This is a genomic window from Pseudomonas sp. 8209 (genome assembly GCF_028682105.1).
GTDB classification, from domain to species: Bacteria; Pseudomonadota; Gammaproteobacteria; order Pseudomonadales; family Pseudomonadaceae; genus Aquipseudomonas; species Aquipseudomonas palmensis.
The window spans coordinates 128580-155269 of the sequence record NZ_JANIAH010000005.1 but is presented as its reverse complement, the minus strand read 5'-3'; the positions used below and the strand labels follow the sequence as shown (position 1 = coordinate 155269).

At 65.4% G+C, this 26690-nt stretch carries 19 protein-coding genes; 9 read left to right on the top strand and 10 right to left on the bottom strand.

Annotated features, from left to right (window positions below):
- Window positions 1-20: 20 nt before the first annotated feature.
- The 3 genes from NP552_RS12315 to NP552_RS12305 all read left to right on the top strand — a co-directional run bounded on the left by NP552_RS12315 (window position 21) and on the right by NP552_RS12305 (window position 4678).
- Window positions 21-1241, top strand: a complete 1221-nt coding sequence (locus NP552_RS12315; RefSeq protein WP_100633587.1) for an efflux RND transporter periplasmic adaptor subunit — start codon at window positions 21-23, stop codon at window positions 1239-1241.
- Window positions 1242-1260: 19 nt separating this feature from the next.
- Entirely contained in the window at window positions 1261-4413 is a 3153-nt protein-coding gene (locus tag NP552_RS12310; RefSeq protein WP_043862017.1) for a CusA/CzcA family heavy metal efflux RND transporter, read from the top strand.
- Window positions 4414-4483: 70 nt separating this feature from the next.
- The gene (locus NP552_RS12305) at window positions 4484-4678 is read left to right on the top strand and encodes a co-regulatory protein PtrA N-terminal domain-containing protein (protein ID WP_058540951.1); all 195 of its coding nucleotides are present in this window, start codon (window positions 4484-4486) and stop codon (window positions 4676-4678) included.
- A 71-nt stretch (window positions 4679-4749) separates the two neighbouring features.
- On the opposite strand, the gene cmoB is transcribed toward NP552_RS12305, so the two are convergent.
- Entirely contained in the window at window positions 4750-5706 is a 957-nt protein-coding gene (cmoB, locus tag NP552_RS12300; RefSeq protein WP_043862015.1) for a tRNA 5-methoxyuridine(34)/uridine 5-oxyacetic acid(34) synthase CmoB, read from the bottom strand.
- A complete protein-coding gene (gene cmoA / locus NP552_RS12295) occupies window positions 5703-6482 on the bottom strand; it encodes a carboxy-S-adenosyl-L-methionine synthase CmoA (protein ID WP_274096772.1) in 780 nt (259 codons plus the stop codon). Before cmoA ends, cmoB begins: the two co-directional genes overlap by 4 nt.
- Before the next feature lie 162 nt (window positions 6483-6644).
- On the opposite strand from cmoA, the gene NP552_RS12290 reads away from it, so the two are divergent.
- The 3 genes from NP552_RS12290 to NP552_RS12280 all read left to right on the top strand — a co-directional run bounded on the left by NP552_RS12290 (window position 6645) and on the right by NP552_RS12280 (window position 9829).
- Window positions 6645-7820: an alpha-xenorhabdolysin family binary toxin subunit A gene (locus NP552_RS12290; RefSeq protein WP_054914767.1), complete on the top strand. Its 1176-nt coding sequence runs from the start codon at window positions 6645-6647 to the stop codon at window positions 7818-7820.
- A gap of 10 nt (window positions 7821-7830) precedes the next feature.
- Window positions 7831-8835, top strand: a complete 1005-nt coding sequence (locus NP552_RS12285) for an alpha-xenorhabdolysin family binary toxin subunit B (protein ID WP_058540954.1) — start codon at window positions 7831-7833, stop codon at window positions 8833-8835.
- A gap of 79 nt (window positions 8836-8914) precedes the next feature.
- A complete protein-coding gene (locus tag NP552_RS12280) occupies window positions 8915-9829 on the top strand; it encodes a hypothetical protein (protein ID WP_054914765.1) in 915 nt (304 codons plus the stop codon).
- A gap of 18 nt (window positions 9830-9847) precedes the next feature.
- On the opposite strand, the gene NP552_RS12275 is transcribed toward NP552_RS12280, so the two are convergent.
- The 5 genes from NP552_RS12275 to NP552_RS12255 form a co-directional block, all read right to left on the bottom strand.
- A complete protein-coding gene (locus NP552_RS12275; RefSeq protein WP_043862010.1) occupies window positions 9848-10246 on the bottom strand; it encodes a protease inhibitor I42 family protein in 399 nt (132 codons plus the stop codon).
- A 135-nt stretch (window positions 10247-10381) separates the two neighbouring features.
- Window positions 10382-12802, bottom strand: a complete 2421-nt coding sequence (gene lon / locus NP552_RS12270) for an endopeptidase La (RefSeq protein WP_043862009.1) — start codon at window positions 12800-12802, stop codon at window positions 10382-10384.
- A 197-nt stretch (window positions 12803-12999) separates the two neighbouring features.
- Window positions 13000-15408, bottom strand: coding sequence for a glucose/quinate/shikimate family membrane-bound PQQ-dependent dehydrogenase (locus tag NP552_RS12265; RefSeq protein ID WP_274096771.1), 2409 nt, complete (start codon window positions 15406-15408; stop codon window positions 13000-13002).
- A 46-nt stretch (window positions 15409-15454) separates the two neighbouring features.
- A complete protein-coding gene (locus NP552_RS12260; RefSeq protein ID WP_058540955.1) occupies window positions 15455-16807 on the bottom strand; it encodes a carbohydrate porin in 1353 nt (450 codons plus the stop codon).
- A 200-nt stretch (window positions 16808-17007) separates the two neighbouring features.
- Window positions 17008-19056 (bottom strand): TonB-dependent receptor, encoded by a 2049-nt coding sequence (locus tag NP552_RS12255; protein WP_058540956.1) that lies wholly within the window; start codon window positions 19054-19056, stop codon window positions 17008-17010.
- A 197-nt stretch (window positions 19057-19253) separates the two neighbouring features.
- Between NP552_RS12255 and NP552_RS12250 the strand changes: the two genes are divergently transcribed.
- Window positions 19254-19475, top strand: coding sequence for a VF530 family DNA-binding protein (locus tag NP552_RS12250; RefSeq protein ID WP_043862005.1), 222 nt, complete (start codon window positions 19254-19256; stop codon window positions 19473-19475).
- 25 nt (window positions 19476-19500) lie between these two features.
- Window positions 19501-20139 (top strand): Pr6Pr family membrane protein, encoded by a 639-nt coding sequence (locus tag NP552_RS12245; protein ID WP_376787183.1) that lies wholly within the window; start codon window positions 19501-19503, stop codon window positions 20137-20139.
- A 10-nt stretch (window positions 20140-20149) separates the two neighbouring features.
- Here NP552_RS12245 and NP552_RS12240 read toward each other — a convergent pair whose 3' ends face one another.
- The 3 genes from NP552_RS12240 to NP552_RS12230 form a co-directional block, all read right to left on the bottom strand.
- Window positions 20150-20914 carry a siderophore-interacting protein gene (locus NP552_RS12240; RefSeq protein WP_043862003.1) on the bottom strand — a complete coding sequence of 255 codons (765 nt, stop codon included), beginning with the start codon at window positions 20912-20914 and terminating at the stop codon, window positions 20150-20152.
- Entirely contained in the window at window positions 20911-21483 is a 573-nt protein-coding gene (locus tag NP552_RS12235; RefSeq protein WP_054914759.1) for a PadR family transcriptional regulator, read from the bottom strand. The genes NP552_RS12240 and NP552_RS12235 overlap by 4 nt, the downstream gene beginning before the upstream one ends.
- 166 nt (window positions 21484-21649) lie before the next feature.
- Window positions 21650-24796, bottom strand: coding sequence for a transglycosylase domain-containing protein (locus NP552_RS12230; RefSeq protein WP_088515478.1), 3147 nt, complete (start codon window positions 24794-24796; stop codon window positions 21650-21652).
- Window positions 24797-25235: 439 nt separating this feature from the next.
- Here NP552_RS12230 and NP552_RS12225 point away from each other — a divergent pair, with 439 nt between their 5' ends.
- On the top strand, window positions 25236-26660 hold the full coding sequence (locus NP552_RS12225) for an amino acid permease (protein WP_043862000.1): 1425 nt from the start codon (window positions 25236-25238) through the stop codon (window positions 26658-26660).
- Window positions 26661-26690: the final 30 nt, after the last annotated feature.

Below are 26690 nucleotides of genomic sequence, written 5' to 3'. Positions count from 1 at the left end.
CGATTTGCCGAGGAATGTGCATGAACAGCAAAACCATCACGCTGGTGGCCGTCACCCTGACCCTGGGCGTTGGCCTGGGGGTTGTGCTGGGTCACCAGATGAATGCGCCGCAGGCCTCCCACGCGGCGCATGCCGAGGCGGGCCATGGCGATGAGGAAAAGGGCCATGGCGACGACGCCCATGGCGAGGAAGGCCACGGCGAAGAACAGCAGGAGGGCCACCTGACCCTGAGCGACGAGCAGATCCAGGTGGCCGGTATCGAGCTGGCCACCGTGGCCCCGCGCACCTTGAGCCGCAGCCTCGGCCTGCCGGGCGAGATCCGCTTCGACGAGGACCGTACCGCGCACCTGGTGCCGCGTGCGGCCGGGGTGGTGGAATCGGTGGCCGTGGTGCTCGGCCAGCAGGTCAAGGCCGGGCAACTGCTGGCGGTGATCGCCAGCCCGCAGATCTCCGAGCAGCGCAGCGAGCTGGCGGCCAGCCAGCGGCGACTGGAACTGGCGCGCGGCACCTTCGCCCGCGAAAAGGACCTGTGGCAGGAGGGCATCTCTGCCGAACAGGACTACCTGCAGGCGCGCCAGGCCCTGCAGGAAGCCGAGATCGCCGCCACCAATGCCCGGCAGAAGATCAGCGCGCTGAGTGGCAGCGTGGTGCTGGCCGGCGGCAACCGCTATGAGCTGCGTGCACCGTTTGACGGGCAGGTGGTGGAAAAGCACCTGGTGCCGGGCGAAGTGGTCAGCGAGAGCAGTGCGGCCTTCACCTTGTCCGACCTGTCGCGGGTATGGGCAACCTTTGGCGTGGCCCCGCGTGACCTGGCCAGGCTGCGCGTCGGCATGCCGGTGACGGTGCTGGCCAGCGAACTGGACGAGCAGGCCAGCGGCACGGTCAGCCATGTGGGCAGCCTGCTCGGCGAGCAGACCCGCACCGCCACCGTGCGGGTCACCCTGGACAACCCTCGCGGCGCCTGGCGCCCCGGCCTGTTCGTGGCGGTGCGGGTGCCTACCGAACGCCTGGACGAGGCGCTGGCGGTACCGGAGGCCGCGCTGCAGACCCTCGAAGAGCAGCCCACCGTGTTCGTGCGCAGTGCAGAGGGCTTCACCGCCCAGGTGGTGACCCCGGGTGTGGTGGCCGACGGCTTCGTGCAGATCAAGGCGGGCCTGCAGGCCGGCCAGCAGGTGGCGGCACAGGGCAGCTTCATCCTCAAGTCGGAGCTGGGCAAAGCCAGCGCCGAGCATTCCCACTGAGCCCCCACGAGTACTCCTCATGTTCGAACGGATCATTCAATTTGCCATCGAGCAGCGCCTGATCGTGATGCTCGCGGTGCTGCTGATGGCCGGGCTGGGGCTGGCCAGCTACCAGAAGCTGCCGATCGATGCGGTGCCCGACATCACCAACGTGCAGGTGCAGATCAACACCTCGGCGGCGGGCTTTTCACCGCTGGAAACCGAGCAGCGCATCACTTTCGCCATCGAGACCGCCATGGCCGGCCTGCCGGGCCTGGAGCAGACCCGTTCGCTGTCGCGCTCGGGGCTGTCGCAGGTGACGGTGATCTTCGACGAGGGCACCGACCTGTTCTTCGCCCGGCAACTGGTCAACGAGCGCCTGCAACAGGCGCGCGGGCAGTTGCCCGACGGCGTCGAGGCGGCCATGGGGCCGATCTCCACCGGCCTGGGCGAGATCTTCCTGTGGACCGTGGAAGCCGCGCCGGATGCGCGCAAGGCCGACGGCAGCGAGTACACGCCCACCGACCTGCGCGAGATCCAGGACTGGATCATCAAGCCGCAGTTGCGCAACGTGCGCGGCGTGGCCGAGATCAACAGCATCGGCGGCTACGCCAAGGAGTACCAGATTGCCCCCGACCTCAGGCGCCTGGCCGCCTACAAGCTGACCCTGGGCGACCTGCTGACGGCCCTGGAGCGCAACAACGCCAACGTCGGTGCCGGCTACATCGAGCGCCGTGGCGAGCAACTGCTGATTCGTGCGCCGGGGCAACTGGCAGGCATCGACGACATTGCCAACATCGTGCTGGCCACTGTCGACGGCACCTCGATTCGCGTGCGCGATGTCGCCCAGGTGGGCATCGGCCGCGAACTGCGCAGCGGCGCGGCTACCGAAAATGGCCGTGAGGTGGTGCTGGGCACCGTGTTCATGCTGGTCGGCGAGAACAGCCGCACCGTGTCGCGGGCAGTGGCCGACAAGCTGGCGCAGATCAACCGCACGCTGCCGGCGGGTGTCAGCGCGGTCACGGTGTACGACCGCACCGACCTGGTCGACAAGGCCATCGCCACGGTGAAGAAGAACCTGGTGGAAGGTGCAATCCTGGTGATCGCGGTGCTGTTCCTGTTTCTGGGCAACATCCGCGCCGCGCTGATCACCGCCATGGTGATTCCGCTGTCGATGCTGTTCACCTTCACCGGCATGTTCGGCAACAAGGTCAGTGCCAACCTGATGAGCCTGGGTGCGCTGGACTTCGGCATCATCGTCGATGGCGCGGTGGTGATCGTGGAGAACGCGATCCGCCGCCTGGCCCACGCCCAGCAGCACCATGGCCGCCTGCTGACCCGCTCCGAGCGCCTGCACGAAGTGTTCAATGCCGCCCGCGAGGCGCGCCGCCCGCTGATCTTCGGCCAGTTGATCATCATGGTGGTGTACCTGCCGATCTTTGCCCTGAGCGGGGTGGAGGGCAAGATGTTCCACCCCATGGCCTTCACCGTGGTGATCGCCCTGCTGGGAGCGATGCTGCTCTCGGTGACCTTCGTGCCGGCGGCCATCGCGCTGTTCGTCACCGGCAAGGTCAAGGAAGAGGAAAACCTGCTGATGCGCAGCGCCAAGGCCGGCTATGCGCCGCTATTGCGCTGGGTGATGGGGCACCGTGGGCTGGCGTTTTCCCTGGCCGGGGCGTCGGTGCTGCTGTGCGCGGTGCTGGCCGGGCGCATGGGCAGCGAGTTCGTGCCCAGCCTCAGCGAAGGCGATTTCGCCCTGCAGGCGCTGCGGGTGCCGGGCACCAGCCTGAGCCAGTCGGTGCAATTGCAGCAGCGCCTGGAGGAGAGTGTGGTCAGCCAGGTGCCGGAGGTGCAGCGCGTATTTGCGCGCACCGGCACCGCCGAGATCGCCGCCGACCCGATGCCGCCGAACATCTCCGACAGTTACGTGATGCTCAAGCCGCAGGCGCAGTGGCCCGACCCCGGCAAGTCGCGCGAGCAACTGATCGCCGATATCCAGCGCGCGGCGGCGCGGGTGCCGGGTAGCAACTACGAGCTGTCGCAGCCGATTCAACTGCGCTTCAACGAGCTGATTTCCGGGGTGCGCAGCGATGTGGCGGTCAAGGTCTTCGGCGACGACATGACGGTGCTCAACCGCACGGCAGCACAGATTGCCGCAACCTTGCAGGCGGTGCCGGGGGCATCGGAGGTCAAGGTCGAGCAGACCTCGGGCCTGCCGGTGCTGACCATCGAGGTCGACCGCGACAAGGCTGCACGCTACGGGCTCAACGTCGGCGATGTGCAGGACACCATCGCCGTGGCCGTGGGCGGCCGCCAGGCCGGCACGCTGTACGAGGGCGACCGGCGTTTCGACATGGTGGTGCGCCTCTCGGACGATGTGCGTACCGATATCGAAGGCTTGTCGCAGCTGCTGATTCCGGTACCGGCCAGTGCGGGCAGCGACGGCGGTATCGGCTTCATCAGCCTGGCCGAGGTGGCCAGCCTGGCGCTGGTGCAGGGGCCCAACCAGGTGAGCCGCGAAGACGGCAAGCGCCTGGTGGTGGTCAGCGCCAACGTGCGTGGCCGCGACATCGGTTCGTTCGTGGCCGAGGCCGGCGAGCGCATCGATACGCAGGTGGAAGTGCCGCCTGGCTACTGGACGCGTTGGGGCGGTCAGTTCGAGCAGCTGCAATCGGCGGCCAAGCGCCTGCAGGTGGTGGTGCCGGTGGCATTGCTGCTGGTGTTCGGGCTGCTGTTCATGATGTTCAACAGCGTCAGGGACGGCCTGCTGGTGTTCACCGGCATCCCGTTCGCGCTGACCGGCGGGGTGGTGGCGCTGTGGCTGCGCGACATTCCATTGTCGATTTCGGCGGGGGTGGGCTTCATCGCCCTGTCGGGGGTGGCGGTGCTCAACGGGCTGGTGATGATCGCCTTCATCCGCAGCTTGCGCGAGCAGGGCCGGCCGCTGCGCGTGGCCATCGACGAAGGTGCGCTGACGCGTCTGCGGCCGGTGCTGATGACCGCGTTGGTGGCGTCGCTGGGGTTCATTCCGATGGCACTGGCCACTGGCACCGGTGCCGAGGTGCAGCGCCCGCTGGCCACCGTGGTGATCGGCGGCATCCTCTCGTCCACCGCGTTGACCCTGCTGGTGCTGCCGGCCCTGTACCACTGGGCGCACCGCAAGGAGGAGGAGCACAATCTTGCAGCACTGTAATGTGCGGCTCACCTTGGCGTTAGCTTGGGCTGCTTATGATCGGTTCGAATCCAATCATGAGGGAAGGTCGATGAACCTGAGCAAGTACGCACTGATCGCCGCGTTGCTGCTGGGCAGCAGCGCGGCAATGGCCGAAGGCGGCGCCGAGCGCACCAAGGCGTTCTGGGCCGAGTTTCGCAAGAGCCAGGAGCGGGTGCATGGGGAGGGCAGGAAGGAGGTAGCGCAGAAGAAGGAGCAGGTGCAGCAGCAGGTGGTGAAGGACTGACGCACGCCGTGTTCGCAAGGGCCTCTGCGCCGGCAAGGCCGGCTCCTGCAGGCGAAGGGGCCCCCTTCTGATTACTTGCGCGCCACCAGCACCGCCCGCCTGGGTGCCGGCAGGCCTTCGACGGTTCGGGTCGGGTCGGTAGGGTCGAGGAAGTCGCTCAGCGACTGGTAGCGCATCCAGTCGGTGCTGCGTTGTTCCTCGACGCTGGTCACGCTCACATCCACGCAGCGCACATCGCTGAAGCCGGCGCGACGCAACCAGCGCTCCAGTGCCGGCACCGAGGGCAGGAACCATACATTGCGCATCTGCGCATAGCGGTCTTCAGGCACCAGCACCTGATGCTCGTCACCCTCGACCACCAGGGTTTCCAACACCAGTTCGCCCCCCTTGACCAGGCAGTCCTTGAGCGCCAGCAAATGCTCGATCGGCGAGCGGCGGTGGTAGAACACCCCCATCGAGAACACCGTGTCGAAACCTTCCAGGTTGGCCGGCAGGTCTTCCAGGGCGAACGGCAAGTGCCAGGCGGGAAGGTCCGGCAGGTAACGCTGCACGGCCTGGAACTGGCAGAAGAACAACCAGTTGGGGTCCACGCCGATCACGCTGTCGGCGCCGGCGCCGAGCATGCGCCATTGGTAGTAGCCGTTGCCACAACCCACATCCAGCACGCGTTTGCCGCGCAGGTCCAGGTGCGGCGCGACCCGTGACCACTTCCAGTCCGAACGCCATTCGGTGTCCACGTGCACGCCGAACAGGTCGAACGGGCCCTTGCGCCAGGGCGACAGGCCCATCAGCGCGGTGCGCACCTGTGCGCGGGTGGCGTCGTCGCAGTCGCTGTCCAGGCGCAGGCCGTGCAGCAGGTCGACCTGGCTGGGCTCCAGGGCCGGCAGCGCATCCAGTGCGCTTTGCCAGCGCTCCAGGTCGCCATGGCCCTTTTCCAGCTTGGCATCGAGTTGCGCTTGCAGGCCTTGGGCCCAGTGCGCCAATGGGGTGCCCGCCATGCGGCGGACCAGGGGAGTCAGATCGATCATGGCAGGGCAATCAGCGAGGCGAAGTTCAGGCACTGGAACCACGGCACCACCTGCGAGAAACCGGCTGCCAGCAGGCGCTGACGGTGTTCCTCGAGGCTGTCGGGTTTCATCACGTTTTCGATGGCACTGCGCTTCTGGGCAATTTCCAGTTCGCTGTAGCCGTTGGCGCGTTTGAAGGCCACGTGCAGATCGGTGAGCAGGGCCTGTTGCTGCGTGTCGGCAAAGCGCAGCTTCTCCGACAGGATCAGTGCGCCGCCAGGCACCAGGCACTGGCGAATGCGGCCAAGCAGGGCCAGGCGTGCCTGCGGCTCGATGAACTGCAGGGTGAAGTTCAGCGCCACCACCGACGCCGGCTGCAGGTCCAGCGCGGTGATGTCGGCCTCGATCACCTGCACCGGCAGCAACTCCTGGTGCATCGCGTCCTGGTGGCTGAGGTATTCGCGGCAGCGCTCGACCATGGCCGGGGAGTTGTCTACCGCCAGCACCTTGCAGCCCTCGCTGCGTACATGTCGGCGCATCGCCTGGGTCACCGCACCGAGCGAGCTGCCCAGGTCGTACAGCAGGGTATCGGGCTGGGCGAACTGGGCAGCCAGCACGCCGATGTTCTCGACGATCGTCGGGTAGCCGGGCACCGAGCGCTTGATCATGTCGGGGAAAACCCGCACGACATCTTCGTTGAAGGTGAAATCGGGGACCTGCGCCAGCGGGGTGGCGAACAGGCGATCGGGCTCTTTGCTCACGGGCAATCCAGGCGTTCGGCGGTAAAGGGCCGGCATTTTAGCCAATGTTGCAACAGGATGCATGGCCGACTGACCGGCGCGGCTGGCCGCTGCATTCCAATGCCGGCTTCGAGGAAAGCCTGCCGGCTATTTGTCTTGCCGGCGGGTCCTTAGAGTGAAGTGGCTTGACCCTATTGGCTCACTCACAAGGAATGTGAAATGAAACTCGAACCTGGCGCGCGCTCGTACGATACCGGTGAACTGGAAAAGGAAGCGGCCCTGCTGCCCAGAAACCTGATCGAAGGCATGAACCAGCGTGATGGCGAAAACGAGGGAGGGCTGACGCTTTCCCGCGAACATATCGTCACGCTCAATCAGTATGTGAAGTATGTCACCGGCCTGCCGACCGAAACCGCGTCGCTGGTGCCCTGGCTTGGCTACACCGACATCAAGGAGCCGGTACTTTCGGTCAGTGCCATGCGCACGACCTTTCTCAACCTGCACAAGCATGCCCGCGCCTGGGGCACGCTGTCCGACGAGTGCAAGAAGCTGTCCGCCGAGCTGGGGGTGTGTGCCCGTGGCATCAACACCACCGGCGAGGGGGTGATGCAGGAATGCGAGAAGACCAAGGCCCTTGGCGGGCGGCGTGATACGTGGGAGTCCGTGCAGTTCGCAGCGCCGGTTGCGTTGAGCTTCGGCGACCGGGAGATCGTCTCGTCGCTGGTGGACTACATGGAGGTGCTCAAGGATGAAGTCGAGCATTTTCACGCGCGCGTAAGCAGTGTGCGCAGCCACACCGAAACCTTTCGCGACACCGCGCGTTTCGAGCTGATGAACGAGGTCGCCCTCAAGACCGACGCCATCGAGCGCCACCAGGCCAGCGGTGCCACCCAGGCCCTGCGCGATGAGCTGGCGGCGCTGGACAAGGAAATCGACAACCTCAACAAGCAGTACGACGAGTACGTCAAGGCGGCCCTGTCCGGGCTGGCGGCCGGCCCGCTGGGGGCGGTCATCTCAGGCTCGATCTATGGCTCCAAGGCCGAAAAGGTGCGCAAGACCCGCAACCGGGTGCAGAAGGAACGCAAGGCTGTGGGGGCGCGCCTGACGGCGGCGGTCAACCTGGAGGGACGCCTGCAGGTGCTCACGACCCATATGGATGAACTGGCCACCCGCCTGCAGGAGGTGGTGACCGCTTCCTCGCACCTGCAGACGGCCTGGCAGACCATCGGCACCTACATCGAAGCGTCCATCGAAAAGCTCGAAAAGATGAACGACAGCCGGCAGCTGGGCATTTTCATCATCCATTTCAGAAACTTTCTCTCGCAGTGGGCGTTTATCGAAGCCTGCTCCATCACCATGAGCCGGGTCTTCGACGACACGCTGTGGGCCCAATAAGGAGCTACCCATGAGCAACATTCTTCAATTTCCGCTGGGCTGGGATGATCCGCAGTTCGACAGGGTCCTGCGTGCCGGTGCCGCCTACCTGAAGGCCGCCCAGGACAGCCGCTATGCCTTCCTGCCACTGTTGCACGAGCGTGTGGAGCGCAATGCACGCTGTCTTGACGACAACCTCCAGCAACTGATGCGCCATGCCGATCGCATCATCGTCGCGATCAAGAGCAATGACCTGGGCGGCCTCGAAAAGGACATCGACCCGAACGATGATCCCGAGGACATTGCGCAGTATCTGGAGGTGGCACAGGACGCCATCGGCGAGATTGCCGTCAAGCTCAACGATCAGTTGGGGCAGTTGCGCACGGCCACGGCTCAGATCACGGCCATCCCGGTCTATGACTCCAGTGCCGACAAGGCTCGCTATCAGGGCGAGCTCGACAGGCTGGCGGCCAATAGCAAGGCCTGCGAAGACGAACTGGCCGTGCGGCGCGAGGCCCTGGCCAGTCTTGACGAGGCGATCAAGGTACTTGAGGCGGCCAAGGTGGAATCCACCTTCGGCGGCCTGTTGCCGACCACCGAGCAGCTCAAGGCGGCGGCGGATGTCATCGCCACGGGCGGACTGTCGGTCGAGGCAGTGCAAGGCGCGCTGAAGAAAATTGGCGAAATCATCGGTGCGGCAATGGAAGGCATGCGCTATGCAACGATGCTCGAGCAGCGCCGAGGGATGCAGAAGCAGCACGATGAACTGCAACTGCAACTGACCGCGATGGCACGGGACAAGACGCGCCTCCAGGCCCAGTGCCAGCACCTTGAGGCTTATGCCGAGCTGGTCACGTCACGCGAGCAATGGCTGGCCGGCATCAGGCGCATCGCCGTGCAACTGAAGCCGGTTTGGGATCGGCTCATCGCCTGCAGCATCGACGATGTGCAGGCGTTGAGAGCGGTCAGCGAGCTGGTCGAGGCGTTGAAAGCCTACAAGAAAAAGATCAAGGCCGAGTATGTTGCCGGCCTTTGAGTGAAGGGCGCAAGGCGCTACAGGCTGTGCTGGCCAGCAGCGCCTTGCGGCTTCTGGATTGCTCTGGTGATGACCCACAATGAACAACATTATTCAAAGACTGAGGCATCCACTGCCTCAGGATGAGCTGGATACCCAGATAGCCCTGATTCCGCTGCAATTGGTGCAGGATCTGGAGGAGGAGGGGCGAATCGACCTGACGTTCACCCGCGAACACGTTGCCGTACTGGATGCCTACATGGACCATGTGATGGCGATACCGACCCGGCGGGAGGCCTTTCTGCAGTGGTTGGGATACTACCGTCACCCGGACCCCGAGCTCGACTTCTACCCGATGCAGGTGTTGTTCCATCGCATCAACCTCCACGCCGACTCATGGGGGCGGTTGAAGCAGAAAAGCATTCAGTTGCCCATCGCGCTGATCAACTGCGCCAGCTCCATCAGCCTGTCAGGCGAGCGTGCGCTGCTGGCCTGTGAACGTACCAAGGCGTTGGGCGGGCGCAGGGAGGCTTGGCAAGGCGTGCAGTTCGAGGTGCCCGTGCAACTGGATGCACCAGACCGAACCCTTGTGCTGGAGATGGCACGGTGGGTGGCCAACCTCAAGAACTCGGCGGGCGTCTTCCAGTTCCAGGTCGGTGAAGTACGCAAGGAGACTGACAGGTTTCGTGATGACGCCCGGTTCGAATTGAGGCCGGCACTGGGGCGCAAGATCGAGCGCCTGGTGGCATCCGGCACAAAGGAAGGGAACCTGGGGCTACTGGCGCAGCGCATGCGAAATCTGGTGGTACGCCTGGAAGACGTCACCACTGCTGCGTCGCACCTGCAGACCGCCTGGCAGTTCATCGAGACCTATCTGGACGCCTCGATCGGCAAGTTGCACAGCATGCAGGACAGTCAGCAACTGGCCAGATTCGTCATTCACTTCAAGAATTTCCTGGCGCAGTGGTCATTCATCGAAGAGTGCGCCAGGCGTCTTCAGAAACGCCTCGAGTAAATGCTCCGCGGCGCAGCCTCAGCGTACCTGGATGTCGCAGTCGAAGCTCATCGCCGGCTTGACCTCCGGTGCCCAGGGTTGCTGATACACCAGCAGCAGGTGGCCGCTGCCGCTGGCGCTGGCCTTGAAGCGCCACAGCGATCGGCCGGCACTGCCCACCAGGCCGGTGTCTTCGGGGTTGCTGTAGACCTCGGGGCCCAGCGCCGCAAGTACGCCGTTGGCCGGATTCTGCAGCAGCCAGCGATAACCGGTACTGGGGTTGCTGGGCAACGCCAGGGTGATGGCCTGGCCGACATCGAGCGTGACCGGGCACTGGCTCTGTTTTTCCACCAGCAGCGGCTGTGGAGGTGTGGGCTGGCTGGCACAGCTGGCCAGGAGTATCAGGCTCGAACTCAGTAACACACGGGATGCGGTCATCATGACTCCTGGCTCGGGGAGGGTCCGGGCAGCCGATAATAGGGAAAGTGTGCTGCCTTGGGAAGATTCTCACGCTTCGCTGCCGGGTGCCCGCGCGGGCTGCCTGCAGCCCGCGCTGTTTCTGTTACCGCTGTTTCAGAACAGCACCTTGGCCACGTCGCTGAAGCGCCTGGCGAAATGCACCTGCAGGCCGGCCTTCAGGTAGCCGGGCAGTTCTTCGAAGTCGCCGCGGTTGGCCTCCGGCAGGATCAGCTCGTGGATCTTCTGCCGGCGCGCCGCAATCACCTTCTCGCGTACCCCGCCAATCGGCAATACCTGCCCGGTCAGGGTCAGCTCGCCGGTCATGGCCACGCCTTTCTTCGGTGCCTGGTCGCGTGCCAGGGACAGCAGGGCGCTGGCCATGGTCACCCCGGCACTCGGGCCGTCCTTGGGCGTGGCCCCTTCGGGCACGTGCAGGTGAATGAACGACTCGTTGAAGTAGCCCACCTCACCACCGTACTGCTTGAGGTTGGCGCTGACGTAGCTGTAGGCGATCTCGGCGGATTCCTTCATCACCTCGCCCAGCTGGCCGGTGAGCTTGAAGCCACGGTTGAGGGTGTGGATGCGGGTCGCCTCGATCGGCAGCGTGGCGCCGCCCATGCTGGTCCAGGCCAGGCCGGTGATCACGCCCTTGCCCGACAGCACCTGCTCGCTGCGAAACACCGGCATGCCGAGTGAAGCTTCGAGGTCCTTGGGGCCGATCTTTATCACTGCATCGGGTGTGTCGATCAACTGCACCACGGCCTTGCGCACCAGCTTGCCCAGTTGCTTTTCCAGCTGGCGCACCCCGGCTTCACGGGCATAGCCTTCGATAACCGTGCGCAATGCGCTGTCGCTGATACCCAGGCTGGCCTTGGCCACGCCGGCCTTGGCCAGTTGCTTGGGCCACAGGTGACGCTTGGCGATGGCGACCTTTTCCTCGGTGATGTAACCGGACAGGCGGATCACCTCCATGCGGTCGAGCAGCGGCCCGGGGATGGCATCGAGGGTGTTGGCGGTGCACACGAACAGCACCTTGGACAGGTCCAGGCGCAGGTCCAGGTAATGGTCGAGGAAGTCGACGTTCTGTTCCGGGTCCAGGGTTTCGAGCAGGGCCGAGGCCGGGTCGCCCTGGTAGCTCTGGCCCATCTTGTCGATCTCGTCGAGCATGATCACCGGGTTCATCACCTCGACGTCCTTGAGCGCCTGCACCAGCTTGCCCGGCTGGGCACCGATGTAGGTGCGCCGGTGGCCCTTGATCTCGGCCTCATCGCGCATGCCGCCGACGCTGAAGCGGTAGAACGGCCGCCCCAGGGACTCGGCGATGGACTTGCCGATGCTGGTCTTGCCCACGCCCGGCGGGCCCACCAGCAGCACGATCGAACCGCTGATCTCGCCCTTGTAGGCGCCCACGGCAAGGAACTCGATGATGCGATCCTTGATGTCATCCAGGCCGGCGTGGTGCTGGTCGAGCACCTTGCGTGCATGCCTGAGGTCGAGCTTGTCCTTGCCGTACACGCCCCAGGGCAGGGCGGTGGCCCATTCCAGGTAGTTGCGGGTGACGGCGTACTCGGGCGAGCCGGTCTCCAGGATCGACAGCTTGCCCATTTCTTCGTCGATGCGCTTTTGCGCCGCAGCGGGCAGGGTCTTGCCTGCCAGGCGCTGCTGGAACTGCTCCAGGTCGGCGCTGCGATCGTCCTTGGTCAGGCCCAGCTCCTGCTGGATGACCTTGAGCTGTTCCTTGAGGAAGAACTCGCGCTGGTGCTCGCCGATCTGGCGGTTCACCTCGGCAGAGATCTCGTTCTGCAGGCGTGCCACCTCGACTTCCTTGCGCAGCATCGGCAGCACCTTTTCCATGCGCTTGAGCATGGGCACGCAGTCGAGTACTTCCTGCAGCTGGTTGCCGGTGGCGGAGGTCAGGGCGGCGGCAAAGTCGGTGAGCGGCGAAGGGTCGTTGGGGCTGAAGCGGTTGAGGTAGTTCTTCAGCTCTTCGCTGTACAGCGGATTGAGCGGCAGCAGCTCCTTGATCGCGTTGATCAGGGCCATGCCGTAGGCCTTGACCTCGTCGGTCGGCTGGCTGGGCTGGTGCGGGTATTCGACTTCCACCAGGTAGGGCGGGCGGTGGTGCTTGAGCCAGGTGCGGATCCGCACGCGGGTCAGGCCCTGGGCGACGAACTGCAGCTTGCCGTTCTCGCGGCTGGCGTGGTGCACCTTGACCAGGGTGCCGTACAGCGGCAGGGCCGAGGTATCGAAGTGGCGATGGTCTTCGGGCGGGGTGTCCATGAAGAACAGCGCCAGGTTGTGGTGCGGGGTCTTGGCCACCAGGTCCAGGGTCTCGGCCCAGGGTTCTTCGTTGACGATCACCGGCAGTACCTGCGCGGGGAAGAACGGGCGGTTGTGGATCGGGATCACGTAGACCTTGTCCGGCAGTTGCTGGCCGGGGATGGCGAGGGTGCGACCGGTGTGGTCGGAGGCGTCGAGATGCTCGACTTCAGCGTCTTGGTCGGGATGTTCGGGGAGATCCTGCTGGTCGCTCATGGGGCACCTGCGTGAATGACTATGGTGCTTAGATGGGGCGGGAGGGGGGAGGTTTCAATGGGCGGACAGGTATGTGCAGTGCCGGGCGGCCCCTTCAGCGACAAGGCCGGCGCCTGCCGGGCCATGCTGTCACATGGTCCTGCAGGCGCCGGCCTTGCCGGCGAAGGGCTGCACGGCAGCCCAGGTTCAGCGGTCGATCACTGCGCCAGTTTGTAGGCGATCATGTAATCGCCCATCTTGGTGCCCAGCGAACCGTGCCCGCCAGCCATCACCAGCACGTACTGCTGGCCATCCTTGCCGGTGTAGGTCATCGGCGTGGCCTGGCCGCCAGCCGGCAGGCGCGATTTCCACAGCTCCTTGCCGGTGTTCACGTCATACGCACGCAGGTACTGGTCCAGGGTGCCGCTCAAAAAGCCCAGGCCGCCGGCCGTCACCATCGAGCCGCCCATGCTCGGTACACCCACCGGCAGGCCGATCGGAATCGGCGAGCTGTCGCGGCTGGTGCCGTTCTTGTGCTTCCACACCACCTTGTTGGTGGTCAGGTCGATACCGGCCACATAGCCCCAGGCCGGGGCCTGGCACGGTACGCCCAGGGGCGACATGAACGGGTGCATGATCACCGCGTAAGGTGCGCCGGTGTTGGGCTGCACGCCGCTGGTCTCGCTTTCGCGCTTGCTGCCCTCGGCCACTTCGGCACGCGGCACCATCTTCGACACGAAGGCCATGTAGTTGGGGCTGGTGAACAGCAGCTGACGCACGGGGTCGACCGACACGCCGCCCCAGTTGAACACGCCCACGTTGCCCGGGTAGATCAGGCTGCCCTGCTCCGACGGCGGGGTGTACTGGCCCTCGTAGCGCAGTTCGCGGAACTGGATACGGCACAGCATCTGATCGAACGGGCTGGCGCCCCACATGGCCGCCTCGGTCAGGTCCGGGCCCAGCAGGTTCAGGTCCGAGCGGGCCTGGGTCGGTGCGGTGTGGTCGCCCTTGACCGCGCCCTGGGGCGCCGGGATCTCGCGGATCGGCACGATGGCGCTGCCGTCACGACGGTCGAGCACGTACAGGCTGCCCTGCTTGGTCGGGGCGATCAGTGCAGGTTTGACGCCGTCGGCGGTCTTCAGGTCGAGCAGGGTCGGCTGGCTGCCGACGTCCATGTCCCACAGGTCGTGGTGGGTGAACTGGTAGTTCCAGCGTACCTTGCCGGTGGCCAGGTCCAGGGCGACGATGCCTGCACTGAACTTCTCGGCACCTGGGGTGCGGTCGGCGCCCCACTGGTCAGGGGTCTGGTTGCCCAGTGGCAGGTACACCATGCCCAGCTTCTCGTCGACGCTGGCCAGCGACCACATGTTGGCCGAGTTGCGGCTGTAGGTCTTGCCCGGTGCCAGCGGCGCGGTCTCGTCCGGGTTGTCGCTGTCCCAGTTCCAGACCAGACGACCGTCATGCACGTCGTAGGCACGGATCACGCCTGAGGGCTCGTTGGTGGACTCGTTGTCGGTGACGTGGCCACCGATGATCACCAGCTCGCGAGTGATCGCGGCAGGCGAGGTGGAGTAGTAGCCACCGGCGGTGAACGGGCCGATGCCCTGGGTCAGGTCGACCACGCCCTGGTTGCCGAAGCCTTCGCAGACCTTGCCGGTGTCGGCGTTGATCGCGATCAGGCGCGCATCGGCGGTGGGCAGGTACAGGCGACGCGGGCAGCTGCGCACCACGGCCTGGCCGGCTTCGGAGATTTTCGGCGCAGGGGCGCCGTCCATGTTCACGTAGTTGTTTTCGTCGTAGTACGACACGCCACGGCAGGTCATGTGGGCAAAGCCCTTGAAGCCCACCGGGCTCTTGATCTGCGGATCGAAGCGCCAGATCTCGGCACCGGTATCCGGGTCCAGGGCCAGCACCTTGCTGTGCGCGGTGCAGGCATACAGCTTGCCATTGACCTTGAGCGGGGTGTTCTCGTTGGTCAGCTCGACCGGGTCATCGCTGGTCGGCAGGTCGCCGGTGCGAATGCGCCAGGCCTCTTCGAGCTTGTGCACGTTGTTCGGGGTGATCTGGCGCAGCGGCGAGTAGCGGTCACCGAATTCGGTGCGCCCGTAGGCCTGCCAGTCGCCATCGGGCATGGCCGGCGCGGTGCTGCTCAGCTCGGTGCTGTCGCGGCCCAGCTCGCCCTTGATTTCACCCGGGAAGGTGAACTGGCTTGCCACTGCGGTGGCGCCCGACAGCACCACCGCCAGGCTCAGCAGCCCGGTGTTGAGCTTGCCGGGCTGGCCCAGCAGCGGGCGGCGTGCCCACGGCAGCAGCAACACCACGCCCAGGGCGAACCACAGCGACAGGCGCGGTACCAGTTGCCACCAGTCCAGGCCGACCTCCCACAATGCCCACAGGGTGCTACCCAGCAGCACCAGGCCGTACAGGCCCAGCGCGGTGCGGCGCAGTGCCAGCAGCAGCACGCCCGACAGGGCAAAGCCGATACCGGCGATCAGGTAATACAGCGAGCCGCCGAGCTGGCTCAGCTTGATACCGCCGGCCAGCAGCGCCAGCCCCATCAGCAACAGCAGCACGCCGAGCAGTCTCGGCAGCCAGCGGGTTCTACTCAAGGCACCATCAGTGCTCATCGTGTGTTCTCCATCAAGGTGAAAAGGTTCGAGCCGCAGGGCCCGTTCAGAAGCTGCTCTGGATCTTGAGGCCGCCGATCAGCGCGTCGTCCACGTGCCCGACCCCGCCCGGGTGGCGGATGTACTGCAGGTTCGGGCGCACGGTCAGCCACTGGGCCAGGTGGATGCCGTAATACAGCTCGGCGCTGTACTCGGTGTCCTGGACGGGCAGGAAGGCGGGGTTGTCGTAGTCGAAGAGGGCATTGGCGCGGTTGCGGGCCTCGGCGTTCCTGCGATAGGCCGGGTTGACGTGCACGCGAGCGAGGGCGAAGCCGATGTCGTCCTTGGCGCGGGCATCGAACAGCCCTTTGTAAACCACACCTGCCTGAACATAGTTGTCGATGGCATTGGTCTTCTTGTCGTGCAGCGTGGCATTGGCAAAAACGCTCAGGCCACGTGAGTGATCGCTGGCCAACGACGTCACCTGCTGCTGTGCCCCCAGCCAGAACCCGTGCTTGCTCGAGCTGCTGCGATAGTCCTGGCCACTGAGGGCTGCCGGTTGGCCGTTGCCGTCCTTGTAAACATCTTGTGCCTTGGCACTACTGTAGTAGTAACCGGCGCGATATTCCCCTTTGAGGCCGTCGATGGCCGGCGTCCACACCAGTTCCACCGGCAGTACCGCGCCCTGGGTGCCGCTGCCGCTGAGCTTGAAGCCGTTCTGGCGCTCGAGGTTGGAGGGGTTCTGTTCGTAGGCACCGACCTGGGCGTAGAGTTCCGGCGTAAGGTGGTACTTGACGCGCAGGGCCCACTGGCTCACCGGCCAGTTGTACCAGATGCTGCCGGCCCAGTTGCCCACCTGCGAGCCGCAGAAGGCCAGGTTCTGGAAGTCGCAGGGGAAGCTGTTGAAGTCCTCGCCCTGGCCGAAGCGCCCGACCTTCACGTCGAGGTCGCCGTCCAGGTACGTCTGCTTGAACCACATCTGGGTCAGCCGCCAGGTCTGGCCACGGCCCCAGACTTCCTGGGCCGAGGTGAAGCCGCCCACCCGCGGATCGTTGATGCGATCGTTGCTGATGTTGTTGCCGTGGCGCTCGGTCACGGTCAACTGGAATTCGGCGCCCTGCCAGCCGAGGATCTTCTGCAGGTCCAGGTGGCTGCCCAGGCTGAACTGGTCGCTGTAGCGGGCGGTGTTGCTGTGGTCGTGGCCACCGTGCAGGTTGCTGCCCATCTCCCCGGTGTAGCCCAGAGTGAAGTCGTAGCCGCGCTCGGCCAGCGCCGAGCGTGTGCCGCCCCAGTCGCCGAGCATCCAGGGCGAGTCGCCGTCGAAGAGGGGGGCGGCCTGCAGGCTGCAGGCCAGCGTGCTGGCGGCCAGGCCTGCCAGCAAGGTCGCGGCGGCGGGGGGCAGATGATGGAACTGATGCATGAGATAGCGCTGTCTTTTGATTGTTGGAAGAACGGCAAATTGCCCGAGATGCAGGCATCGTCGAGGGCAAGGCAGTATCAGGAATAGGTGAAGCGGTTCAGCTTGAGGCGGGGAGGATATAGGCGAACGTGCCGGAAAAAAAGCCGGATCAGCAAGAGTGACCGTTGCCGGATGGGTAACAATCCGGCAACGGTGTGGGTTCAGAAGGTGGTTCGCAGGCCTACCTGGACGCTGCGACCCGGCGCTGGGGCGATGTCGCGCAGGATCGAACTGGCATAGCGTACGGTCTGGTCGGTGAGGTTTTCGCCGCGCACGAAGGCCAGCCATTCACTCTGGCCGATCTCGAAGCGATAGCCCACGCTGGCCCCCAGGGTGGTGTAGCCGTCGGTGCTGGTTTCATTGGCCGGCTTGCGATGCTGGCTGCTGGCATGCTGCACGTCGACCCGTGCCTGCCAGCGTTCAAGGTTCCAGGTCAGGCCGCTGTTCAGGCGCAGCGGGGCAATGCGTGGCAGGTCTTCGCCGGTATCCAGGTTCTTGGCGCGGGTGTAGTCGCCAGACAGTTCCAGGGCGAAGCTGCCGTAGGCGTTTTCCAGCAGTTGCCAGCGGTCCTGGGCTTCGATGCCGTAGAAGCGGGCGCGCACGCCGTGATAGAGGTATTCGGGCACGTCGCCATGCTCGTGATCATGGTCGTGATCGTGATCGTCATCCCCGTGATCGTGATCATGCCCTTCGCGCAGGTTGCCGCTGGCCAGCAGGCCGATGTAGTTGCGGAAGTGGCTGTAGAACACGCCCACGCTGCCCTTGTGCGTGCCGTTGTCGAAACGCAGGGCCAGGTCGCTGGAGATCGCCTTCTCCTTCGAAAGCCCCGGGTCGCCCACCTCGTAGGTGCCGGTGGCGACGTGAGCGCCATTGGCATACAGCTCGTAGAAGGTCGGTGCACGTTCGGTGTAGCCCAGGCTGGCGGCCAGCGACCACACCGGGGTCAACTGGTACACCGCACCCGAGGACAGGCTGGCGGCGGTGAAGCTGCTGGCGCTGTCGGCCTGGGCGAAACGTTCGCTGCCCTGGCTGTCGGGGTCGACCCGGGTGTGCTCCAGGCGTGCGCCCAGGCTCAGGTCGAGGCGGTCGGTGGCCTTCCACTGTTCGAGCACGAACAGCGCCAGGCTGTCGGTATCGGTCTGCGGCACGAAGGCTTCTTCGCCCAACGCCGAGAACTCGTTGCGGGTGACCTGGGCGCCGATCACGCCTTCCACCGGCCCCAGCGGCTGGTGCCGAGCCTCGACGCGGGCCTCGTAGCCCTTGTTCTTGAAGGTGGTATGCACCTCGCCGCCTTCCAGCTCCTGATGCTTGTAGTCGGTGTAGCCGGCGTCGAACTTGAGCGAGCTGAACGGGCCGTCGAGGTCGCGCAGTTCGGAGGCAAAGGCGTAGTGGTCCTGTTCCATGGCCAGACGCACGCCGGGCTCGGCCACCGAACCGTAGTTGGCATCGTAGCGGCTGTAGGACAGGCCCGCGTAACCGTGTTCCCAGTTGTACGAACCGCCGACGGCACCACCGTCCTGGCGCCCGTCGCTGTTTTCCAGGCGATGCTTGCCGCCGGGTTCGTCGGCATCGCGCACCTTCGAACTGCGGGCGTAGCCGGGGATGCGCAAATCGTTGAACTGGCGGCTGTTGGCGTCCAGGTGCAGGGCGAAGCGGCCATCGCCGGCTTCCAGCTTGCCCGCACTGCTGCGGGTGGTGTCGGCGCCCCCGTAGCGCAGCTCGCCGGCACCATGAATGCCTTGCACCGGCGCGTCGGGGATGCGGTTGTCGAAGGTGTTGACTACCCCGCCGATGGCATTGCCACCGTAGAGCAGGGCGGCCGGGCCGCGCACGATCTCGACGCGCTCGACGTTCACCGGGTCCAGTGGCACGGCGTGGTCGTACGACAGCGAAGAGGCATCCAGTGCACCCACGCCGTTGCGCAGGATACGGATCCGGTCGCCGTCCAGGCCGCGGATCACCGGGCGGCTGGCGCCCGGGCCGAACCAGGTGGAGGCGACGCCGGGCTGGGTGTTCAGGGTTTCGCCCAGGCTGCCCTTTTGCTGCAGGGTCAATGTGTCGCCTTCGAGCACGCTGCTGGGGGCTGCCAGCGGGGTGCCCAACGGGTTGGCGGTGATGACCTGGGGTTGCAGTTCAACCGCGTGGCTGGGCAGCGAGGCCAGCCACAGTGCGGCGGCAAGGGGGGAGAGGTGGAGCGGCAGGTGACGCATGGTGGGGTCCTTGGCAGTTATCGTTTTGGTTACAATATAACATTACCGTAAAACAATAAATGCCAAGGTGCTGTCCAGAGCCTTCGTGGTCACTAGAATCACCTCAGGTGCCCTTGATCGAGAAAGGCCGCACCAGGTGCTGACGCGCCGCCGCACCTGGGCTAAGGTGCGCACCTTCGTTTGGCTGGAGCACAGGCATGACTGCCGCTGACAACAACCCGCTGCATGGCGTGACACTGGAACAGATCCTCACCGCGCTGGTGGCGCACTACCAATGGGAAGGGCTGGCGCAGCGCATCGATATCCGCTGCTTCAAGAGTGACCCGAGCATCAAGTCGAGCCTGACCTTCCTGCGCAAGACGCCCTGGGCGCGGGAGAAGGTCGAGCGCCTGTACCTGAAGCTGCAACGCGGTCGCTGAGCCGATGCCGGTGGCTGACCGTCGCATGGGCATCGGCCTGCTGGCGGGCCTTGGCTGGGCGGCGTTGACCATCCAGCTGTATCTGGTGCTGCTGGCGCGCTGGCAGGATCAGGCCAGCCTGCTGGGCGGGCTGGTGAATCTGTTCGGTTATTTCACGGTGTTGAGCAATACCCTGGTGGCCACGGTGCTGACCCAGGCGGCCTTTGGCCGTGAATCGGCGGCGCGGCGCTGGTGGCTGTCGCCCTGGGTGAGTTCCGGGGTGGCGGTGAGCATCGTGTTCGTGGCGCTGGCCTACAGCCTGTTGCTGCGTCACCTGTGGCAACCGCAGGGCTGGCAGTGGCTGGCCGATGAGCTGCTGCACGACGTGATGCCGGCGGCCTATGCGCTGTACTGGTGGTGGTGCGTGCCCAAGGGGCAGTTGCGTTTCACGCACCTGCTGGGCTGGCTGGTGTATCCGCTGGGGTACTTTGGGTATGTGCTGGCGCGCGGTCACGGTATCGGTTTCTATCCGTACCCGTTCGTCGATGTGGCGAGCCTGGGCTATGCGCAGGTGCTGCTCAATGCGCTGGCCATGCTGGGGGGCTTCATTCTGGTCGGCGTGCTGCTGATCGTCCTCGACCGCTGGCAGGGCAGGCGCCTGGCACGGGCCCAGGCGCAACCCTGAAGGTCGACGCTTATTCCTCGTCGTTGGGGTCCAGTCGCCAGTAGGCGGCCGCCTTGAGGTACGCCTCGTTAACGCCTTTCTCTTCCAGCAGCAGGCTCTTGGCCTTGCGCGTCAGCGCCTTTTCCAGGGCAACCCAGGCGTACAGCGTGCCCGACGGCAGGCTCAGGTCGCGCAACACCTGCAGCACGTCCTGCTGGTGGCGCCGTACCCAGATCACCTCGACCTGCGCCGCGCTGGGCAGCGGCTGGCGTTCCTGGTCGTCCTCGATTTCGATCACCGCCAGCACCTTGCGTCCGGCTGGCAACTCTTCGAGCCGGCGGCCGATGGCCGGGATGGCGGTTTCATCGCCCACCAGCAGGTAGCTGTCGAAGATGTCCGGCACCACCAGCGAGGCGCGTGGCCCGGCGATATGCAGGTAATGGCCGGGTTCGGCCTGGGCCGCCCAGGTGGAGGCGGGGCCGTCGCCGTGCAGCACGAAGTCCAGGTCCAGCTCGCCGGCGGCCAGGTCGATGCGCCGCGGGGTGTACTCGCGCATGGTCGGTCGCACGTCGGTGGCGCCGGGGTTGTCCAGGGCCACCTGTTCTTCGGGGGAGCAGGCGAACATGAGTTTGACGTGGTCGTCGCTGCCGACGCTGAGAAAGCCCTGCAGCTCGGCGCCGCCGAGGGTGATGCGGCGCATGCGCGGGGTCAGCTCGGTCACGCGCAGTACCTCGAGGCGGCGGCGCTTGATCTCGTGGTTGACGCGATGGATCGAAAGGTTGGGGCTGTCCGTCATTCGGAAGTCTCCTGGGTGGGGGTTGCCGGGCCGGCAACGATGGCTTTTGCGGTGTCGTTGAGCAGGGTGCGTACCCGCTCGATCTCTGCGGGGTTCCAGCGCCCGGCGTGGATCTGCAAGGCATGGCGCAGGTTGTGTACGGCTTCGTGGATTTCCGGCGGACGGTCGTGCACGCGCATCGAGCGCTTGCTCACCTCGATGCGCGTGCGCACGCCGTCCAGGGCGATGGCCTGGTCGACCAGCGACTGGCGCCCGGCGTCGGTGACGCTGTAGAGCTTCTTGCTGCCGTGGACTTCGCCGCTGATCAGCTCGCTCTCTTCGAGAAAGGTCAGGGTCGGGTAGATCACGCCGGGGCTGGGGCTGTAGCCGCCGTCGAACTCGGCCTCGATCTGGCGGATCAGGTCGTAGCCGTGGCCGGGCTTTTCCGAAAGCATGGCCAGCAGCAGCAACTTGAGATCGCCGGGGGCGAACACGCGGGGGCCACGGTCGCCGCGTTCACGGCCGTGCCGGCGCTCGAAGCCGTCATGGCGCTCGCCGCTGTCGCGGTGGGGTGGGTGATGGTCACGCATGGACTGTCTCCTGTCTGCGTTTCGATGTATCTAAAGATATTACTCAAGATATATCTTAACGCAAGACGTGGAGATGATTATTTTTCGCATTTGGCGCTGATCTGTTTCGCCGGCAAGGCAGGCTCCTGCACGCAAGCGTGTGGTTGGTGCAGGCGGGCGAATGGCTTCAGGGCTTCGAAAGGTCTTGCGTTGCCACCAGCGGCGGCGTGCACAACGTGTTGCCCCCCGGCTGCAGGTACGGCAGCAGTATCGGCGCCATGCCCTTGAGCACCTGCACCGGCAACGCCGAGGTGAACTTGAATGCCTCGGCCGCGCGCCCCGGCACGAACGCCGTCAAGGTGCCGAAATGGTTGTCGCCCAGAAAGAACACGAACGTCGCGGTGCGGTTCAACGAACGCGAACCGATCAGCCGCCCGCCAGCACCGAAGCTCTCGATGCGGTTGTCCCCGGTGCCGGTCTTGCCGCCCATGGTCAGCAGGGTGCCATCGGGCAGCTTGAAGCTCCCCGACACCCGTCGTGCCGTACCGGCGTCCACCACCTGCGACATGGCCCCGCGCAGGGCCCGCGCCACTTCCACCGACAGCACCCGCTGGCCCCGGTCCGGGTCACCGGCCAGGCGCAGTTCATAGGGCGTGTCGGCGGCGAAGTGCAGGGTGTCGATACGCAGCACCGGCAGGCGCACGCCGTCGTTCTGGATGATGCCCACCAGCTCGGCCAGCGCCGCCGGGCGGTCGCCCGAGCTGCCGATGGCGGTGGCCAGCGATGGCACCAGGTGATCGAACGGGTAGCCCACGCGCTTCCAGCGCTGGTGAATGTCGAGGAACGCCTCGATCTCGACCATGGTACGGATACGGCTGTCACGGGCGCCCTTGTGCCGGCTCTTGAACAGCCAGCTGTAGACTTCCTGGCGTTCGAAATGGCTGGCCAGCACCGCGTCCTGAAAGCTTGCGGTGGGGTTCTTCAGCAAGTAGCCCAGCAGCCACAGGTCCAGCGGGTGCACCCGGGCGATGTAGCCCTGGTCGGGCAGGTCGTAGGTGCCCGGGCCGTAGGCGGCATACAGGCCTTCCAGACGCTGGTCGGTCAGTTGGTCCTTTTTCAGCGGTGGCCGCTTGGCCGCCCCTGGCTCGGCCTTCATGTGCGCGCGCACGAAGGCGTTGAAGGTGGCCTGGTCGGCCTCGGGGAACAGGTAGCGGTGCACGGCGGCCAGGCGGATCGGCGTGACCCGCAGGCTGTCGAGAAAGGTGTCCAGGCGTTCCTGGGAGGTCTTGCGCTGGTACTTCTTCCAGAACCGGCGCATGAAGTCGGTGCCCTCGCGGTCGGCGAAGCGGGCAAGGTATTCCTGGCGCCGCGGCTCGGCATCGTCCTTGAGCAACTTGCCGCTGTTGCCCGGTGCCGAATAGGTGCTGTAGCGCACCAGGTCGCGCATCAGGCGAATGAAGGGCAGGTTGATCGACTCGCGCAGGGCATCCTTGAGGGTCGGCATGCGGCCGTTGTCCTCGCGGCGAAAGTTGTTGAACACGTGCATGCCGCCGCCGGTGAAAAAGGCTTCGCCGGGGCTGGCCGAATACTTGCGCTCCAGCGCCGCGTCGAGCATCGCGGTGATGTTGCGGTCCTTGTTGCGGGCCAGGTAATCCAGGGCCCAGCGGCTGATGAAGTCGGTGTCGGCCACCTCCACCTTGCTCAACTGGGCCGGGGTCATGTCGACGTACTTGTCGTGCAGCTCGGCGATGATTTCCAGGTACTGGGTCAGCACCCGCAACTTGGCGGTGGAGCCCAGCTCAAGCTTGCTGCCCTCGTTGATGTCGAACGGCTGGTCGGTGCTGTCGGTCTGTACCCGTACCCGCGAGCCGTCGGCGGTGCGTTCCAGCAGGGTGAAGCTGTAGCGCACCTGGGTGGTGCTGGTGGGGGTCAGCAGGCGTTCGCCAATCAGCCCCATCTGCGCCGCAAAGGCCGGGTCGGCGAGGCTCTTGAGGTACTCGCTGACCTGCCCCTGCAGGTCGGCCTGCAGCGTGCTGGTGGCCGACAGGTCGAGGCGGTCCAGGTCGTACAGCGGGCGCCCCAGCGCCGACGACAAGCGGCTGCGGGCCACGCTGATGCCCTTGTTGGTGACGATGGGCACGATGGTCGGCTGCGCCACCCAGTCGCGAAACACCACCTTGCTTGCCAGCGCGGCATCGGCCAGCGGGCGGTCGATGATGTTGTTGGCGGCCAGCAGGCGCACGTGGCTGTCGGTGAGGGTGGCCAGTTCGTTGCGACCCTTGGACAGAAAGTGCGACGGGCGACGCTGGGCGATCATCAGCGACAGCACCTGGCGCAGTGCCAGGCCACGCGCGGCCAGGCTGGCCGGGTCGCTGTCGGTACTGGCCAGGGTCTTGTTGACCTCGGCAAAGTCGGCGCCGTACCACACCCGCAGGCCCTCGGCCATGCCGTGCACTTCGCCGTGGCCGGGCACCGCCGACAGCGGCACGCTGTTGAGGTAGTCGCGCACGATGCGCTGGCGTGCGCCCAGGGTCTGCGGCCCGTCCTGGTAGGCGCGCACGCTGGCCGAAATCATCTGGCGCAGTTTCTCGCTGCCCGACACCGTGAGGCCATCGGGGGAGTGGCGGTATTTTTCCAGCTGCGTGGCCAGCGTGCTGCCGCCGGCCGACTGGCCGGGCAGGGCCAGGTGCTTGGCGACCTGACTGTAGGCGGCCATGGCGAAGCGCGGCCAGTCCACCGCCGGGTTGCTGCGCGGATCGGCGGGGTCGAGCAGGTCGCGGTTCTCGATGAACAGCAGGCTGTGCACGATCACCGGCGGGATCGAGGCGAAATCCGGGTACAGGTGCTGCGGGTAATGGAACTGGTACAGCGCGTCGCCCTTGCAGTCGGTGATCGACAGGCCGGCCTGGATCTTCTCGGCATAGGGCACGAAGAACCCGTGCTGCACATAGTTCATCAGCGCCGGCGAAAAACGCGCCTGCTCGACGATCACGTAATCGCGCTTGAACAGCCGCGGCAGGAACTCGCCCAGCGCGCTGTAGCCCAGACGCTTGTCGAACGGGCCTTCGCCCGGGTAGATGACGGCATCGCTGGGGCCCTTGTGCATCGAATAACTCAGGGTGGCGGCGAACTGGCTGAACTCGCGCGCCTGCAGGCGCGAGGTGTGCATTTCACGGGCGATCGCCAGGCCCAGCAGTACCAGGGCCCCCAGCACCAGCAGGCCGAACAGCCACCAGCCATAGCGCCGGCGGGGACGTTTGGGCAATGCGGGAGTATCCGGTTGTTCTGCGGCAGCCTGCGTCTTGTCTGGTTCCGTTTGCCACTGTGCGCCCATAGTGTTCAGCCCGGCTGCGTATGTTCGTCTCGCTTGCCTGAAGCTTAGACGCTGGTCGCAATTGATGAAAAATTTGTGGGTTGCCAGCGGCAGGTTCGCCAATCACGGCGCGAACATGCGCCTTTGGTGCAAGGTTGTGTTGCCCCGTTTTGGTGCTATGTTAGCCGCCCGGTTGACACCCGCACGGCCAAGCGCGGGTAATGCCACTCCGAATAAGCGGTAATTGCCGAGAGTTCTCGCCAAATATCGGGGTTTATATAGTGAAAAGCCCTGTAGCGGCCTTCCTATACTGCTCGCCCCTTTCGCTCGGCCGGTGCTCCGCGCACCGGTCGACGTGCTTGCCCACAAGGTGAGCCCGGCGCGGCGAAACAGCAGCCTATCGGCGCTGTACAGCCTGCACGAAGGGTTATATCCAATAACAAAATGAGGTTGTATTCCTATGCCAGTCGGCAACCACCCTTCTCATGGTGAGACCGCCCAGGGCGGCCCACTCAAGCGGGAACTCGGCGAACGTCACATTCGCCTGATGGCGCTGGGCGCCTGTATCGGTGTCGGGCTGTTCCTCGGTTCGGCCAAGGCCATCGAAATGGCCGGGCCGGCGATCATGCTGTCCTACATCATCGGCGGCCTGGCGATCCTGGTGATCATGCGCGCGCTGGGCGAGATGGCCGTGCACAACCCGGTGGCCGGGTCCTTCAGCCGCTACGCACAAGACTACCTGGGCCCGCTGGCGGGCTTTCTGACCGGCTGGAACTACTGGTTCCTGTGGCTGGTGACCTGTGTCGCCGAGATCACCGCGGTGGCCATCTACATGGGCATCTGGTTCCCGGACGTACCGCGCTGGATCTGGGCCCTGGCGGCGCTGGGCAGCATGGGCGCGATCAACCTGGTGGCGGTGAAGGCCTTCGGCGAGTTCGAATTCTGGTTCGCCCTGATCAAGATCGTGACCATCATCGCCATGGTGCTGGGCGGCATCGGCGTGATCGCCTTCGGCTTCGGCAACGACGGTGTGGCGCTGGGCATCTCCAACCTGTGGAGTCACGGCGGCTTCATGCCCAACGGCGTGACCGGCGTGCTGATGTCGCTGCAGATGGTGATGTTCGCCTACCTGGGCGTAGAGATGATCGGCCTTACCGCCGGTGAAGCGCGCAACCCGCAAAAGACCATCCCGCAGGCCATCGGCTCGGTGTTCTGGCGCATCCTGCTGTTCTACGTCGGCGCGCTGTTCGTGATCCTGTCGCTGTACCCGTGGAACGAGATCGGCAGCCAGGGCAGCCCGTTCGTGATGACCTTCGAGCGCCTGGGCATCAAGACCGCAGCCGGCATCATCAACTTCGTGGTGATCACCGCGGCGCTGTCGTCGTGCAACGGCGGTATCTTCAGTACCGGGCGCATGCTCTACAGCCTGGCGCAGAACGGCCAGGCCCCGGCCAGCTTTGCGCGCACCTCGCGCAACGGCGTGCCGCGCAATGCACTGCTGCTGTCGATCGGCGCGCTGCTGCTGGGCGTACTGGCCAACTACCTGGTACCTGAAAAGGTCTTCGTGTGGGTGACCTCGATCGCCACCTTCGGCGCGATCTGGACCTGGGTGATGATCCTGCTGGCGCAACTGCGCTTTCGCGCCGGGCTGAGCCAGGCCGAACGGGCCGCGCTCAAGTACCGCATGTGGCTGTGGCCGCTGAGTTCCTACCTGGCCCTGGCGTTCCTGATCCTGGTGGTCGGCCTGATGGCCTACTTCGAGGAAACCCGCGTGGCGCTGTTCATCGGCCCGGCGTTCCTGGTAATGCTGACGGTGCTGTACCACGTGTTCAAGCTGGCGCCCAAGGGCGACAGTGAAGCGGTGGCGGCATCCAGCGCATCCTGATGTACATAACCCCGGCCCAGGCCGGGGTTT